The 3,548-nt window shown below is 43.0% G+C and carries 3 protein-coding genes; 1 reads left to right on the top strand and 2 read right to left on the bottom strand.

What is annotated here, in order from left to right; all coding sequences use genetic code 11:
• Positions 1-244: 244 nt before the first annotated feature.
• Complete coding sequence (locus AYK67_RS14315; RefSeq protein WP_039023183.1) at positions 245-439, top strand: Rop family plasmid primer RNA-binding protein; 195 nt, start codon at positions 245-247, stop codon at positions 437-439.
• An 858-nt stretch (positions 440-1,297) separates the two neighbouring features.
• On the opposite strand, the gene AYK67_RS14310 is transcribed toward AYK67_RS14315, so the two are convergent.
• Positions 1,298-2,815, bottom strand: coding sequence for an NERD domain-containing protein (locus AYK67_RS14310; protein WP_020833675.1), 1,518 nt, complete (start codon positions 2,813-2,815; stop codon positions 1,298-1,300).
• Between the two features lie 429 nt (positions 2,816-3,244).
• Positions 3,245-3,548: plasmid mobilization protein MobA (gene mobA / locus AYK67_RS14305; protein WP_156453179.1), on the bottom strand; the 304-nt coding region annotated here is incomplete at its 5' end.

Here is a 3,548-nt window from a genome sequence, read left to right as displayed (position 1 = left end):
TTCCTGACCAGGGTAATTGTAATAGCGCGCATGTATGCGCGGTATAACAATTACACATCCTGTCCTGTCAGCAAGTTCGAATTACCGACAAAGGCACGGCAGTTTTTTGGCAGTGACAGTATTGTCAGGCAGAAATGCCCGTCAAAGAGTCAGACGGCAGAATACCGGCGGCAAAACTGTCGAAAAGTGGTACGCGATATAATCACACGACGCAGATGACAGACAGAACGGAGAAAACAGAAAGATGAACAAGCAGCAGCAAACCACACTTAACATGGCAAAATTCATAAAAAGCCAGAGCCTGACGCTGCTCGAAAAACTGGACTCACTCGATGCTGATGCACAGGCCGCCATGTGTGAGAAACTGCACGAACTCGCAGAAGAACTCCAGAACAGCATACAGACACGCTTTGAATCGGAAAGTGGCACCGGGGTATAACAGTGTATCCTGCTCCAGACAGGATGCAGAACGGTATACCGGTGCGTAAGGAGAAAATGCCACATAAGGCGCTCTTCCGCTTCCTCGCTCACTGACTCGCTACGCTCGGTCGTTCGGCTGCGGCGAGCGGTATCAGCTCACTCAAAGACGGTAATGCGGTTATCCACAGAATCAGGGGATAAAGCCAAAAGAAACATGTGAGCAAAAAACAAGAACCCGAAAAAGGCCGCGCCGGTGGCGTTTTTCCATAGGCTCCGCCCCCCTGACGAGCATCACAAAAATCGACGCTCAAGCCAGAGGTGGCGAAACCCGACAGGACTATAAAGATACCAGGCGTTTCCCCCTGGAAGCTCCCTCGTGCGCTCTCCTGTTCCGACCCTGCCGTTTACCGGATACCTGTCCGCCTTTCTCCCTTCGGGAAGCGTGGCGCTTTCTCATAGCTCACGCTGTTGGTATCTCGGCCCGGTGTAGGTCGTTCGCTCCAAGCTGGGCTGTGTGCACGAACCCCCCGTTCAGCCCGACCGCTGCGCCTTATCCGGTAACTATCGTCTTGAGTCCAACCCGAAAAGACACGACTTATCGCCACTGGCAGCAGCCACTGGTAACTGGAATAGCAGAGCGATGATAATGCGGTCCGTACTACAGAGTTCTTGAAGTGATGCCCCAACTACGGCTACACTTAAAGGACAGGATTTGGTATCTGCGCTCTGCTGAAGCCAGTTACCTAGGTTAGGTAATCTGCCAGGATTAACTAACCTTCGAAAAACCACCTTGCCGGGTGGTTTTTTCGTTTCATGGAGGAAGATACGCTTTTCAAGCCGTCATCGTCAAGAAATGCAGAGACTAGAAAACGTCATTCTATAAGTCAAAATCGGGTATTTGCCCTTTTTTATAATCTGGCGAAATGACTTTCCTATATAAATTAAACACTTGTTTTTTTTGGTAGAAAAAATCATCCAAAGACTGACCAAATAAATAATCAACATCAATCTTCTTATTATTACATTTAAACTCGTCCAATCGGTTTATATCTTTAGGATATATATTCCCCGTAACCCACAAACGATGATGTATATTTTTGTTATCAGGGTTATTTGATTTGTAGTAGGAATTTATAATTGGCACTCTTGTTTTCATCCAAAGACTAACCTCCATCGAAGGTAAAGTCTTAACATTTTTGCACTCAACGATATAAATATCATCGTTAGTTTCCAATACAACATCAGCTTCGGCATGTTTACCGTTTATTTTATATTCTTTATTAATACGAACATTTCCATAACCATAGAAATTACAAATTTGAGAGGAAACAAAAAGCTCAAAAATATACCCCCTTAAATTTCCATTCTCTCCAGAGATAGACTCCAGATCTTTTACCATTTGAAGTAACTCATCAGGATGTCTTTCAATAGATAAAGTTCCCTGAATCACCTTCGATAGTCTGGCCAAGCTCTCATCGACCTTATTACCAAACGCATTAGCTATAGTTATAGCCAGAACCCCTTCACTCCTTAGCTTGTTGAAGGCATTCTTCTCAAAACGTCTAGCAAAAAGAACAAACATAATCCTCTGGTTTGTCCTAGAGGACTTGGTCATCTGAACTTTTCTTATGAAGGTATCAGCAGCATCGGTGGTAATTTCATTTCGATTAAACCCTAGAGCAAAATCACAGACAACAAAACCTGGGATGAGTCCATCGCTGGAATATTCAGCAAGAGGGGACACATAACTTGGCGCTGTTATATCCCACTCGAAAGAACCAACCACAGGATTGTTCTCTCCATCATATTTTGTTTTTATTTGATTAAAAGCCACAATACCTAAATTTCGCAACCATGCCTTAATCAGTTCAAATATTGGCTTATCAAAAAAAGACTCGCAATTTGCCATATTAAAGATGCTGATATCATTAGCTATATTATTATTTATCAAAACACAATCACCAATACCATCAATATACACAGATCTAAGTATTTTAGCTGAAAGCAGATTTTTTAGAACAGATTCATAACTTAAATGCTTGGCCTGCTTTATCGGAGAGCCAGACACAATCCCAAAATCCTTTACCTTCAAGTATCCGCCATTATTAATTACGGAAAGTATAGCGTGAGAATACGCCGAATTTGCCTCACGCATACATTTTTTGAGCGCCCGCCAAAATTTGAAGCTACCAAAGTCATCTTTTAGATAAATGAATCTCCTGTTATGACTAAATCTTAAAAATGGCAACTTACCAATATCAGTGCTTCGAGAGATCATTTTACGTATTGCATCAGATGACATAGAAGGATTCTGACGCTTAATCCTCTCAGCAAGTTCAGAAGATATGCACGGACCATAACTCTCAAGCACTTGTCTAACAATGTTTTTTTTCATAAATTCATCTTATTTTTGTCACACTACGCTATTTATAAAATTACACTACGTGTAATATCTATAGATCCCAAAAAAAACACAAAGAAAAAAATCATAAAAATCAAACATTTAACAAAAGCAACATATCACAAAAAACACACCTGCGAGATTTATCCTTAAAAATCAAGATGTTACGTTTGTGACATTTCATCATCATATATCAACCGCCCTATTTACCATAATCCCTTAATTACGCGCACCGCTAAAACGCGCTGAACGCGATTCTGCCGCAAACACCGCAAAAAGAGATGTTTTACCCAGTGAAAACCGGAAAAATGCGTCAGGACCGTTTTCAGCTCACTGCATAGCTATGCATGAAAGTGAATGGCGATCGGTTTGGGGCCTTACGGCGTTCATACCGTCTGTTTTCGACAGTTTCTCTCCGGGAAGCTAATCTGCCATAAGCCTGGATAACAGGGCCCGGTGATACTCCGTAATAGCGATCAGCACCTCCGCATACTCTCTGTCCCCGACACGCTTGCCGTCGATAAAGAGTTTTTTCTGTAACGCCCCCAGTCTCATAACTTCTTTCAGTACCCGATCATCAGTCAGTGAGTTAACTTTCTTACCGAGAGCTGCCGCCCGTAAAAAACCGGAAACGGTCTTGCCGCATTCAGCAGCCCTTTTTCTGATTTCCTGGTCTCCTTCTGCCGTCAGACGAACAGGGCGACTGATAGCCCGCCTGCGCGTATTA

Origin of the sequence: Polycladidibacter stylochi, from assembly GCF_001562055.1 — a bacterium.
Lineage (GTDB): Bacteria > Pseudomonadota > Alphaproteobacteria > Rhizobiales > Stappiaceae > Pseudovibrio > Pseudovibrio stylochi.
The sequence above is the reverse complement of the archived record's forward strand: the minus strand, read 5'-3'. Positions and strand labels throughout refer to the sequence as shown.

Coding starts and splice junctions, on each gene's coding strand:
- AYK67_RS14315 (WP_039023183.1), top strand. CDS start 245: ATGAACAAGCAGCAGCAAACCACACTTAACATGGCAAAATTCATAAAA.
- AYK67_RS14310 (WP_020833675.1), bottom strand. CDS start 2,815: ATGAAAAAAAACATTGTTAGACAAGTGCTTGAGAGTTATGGTCCGTGC.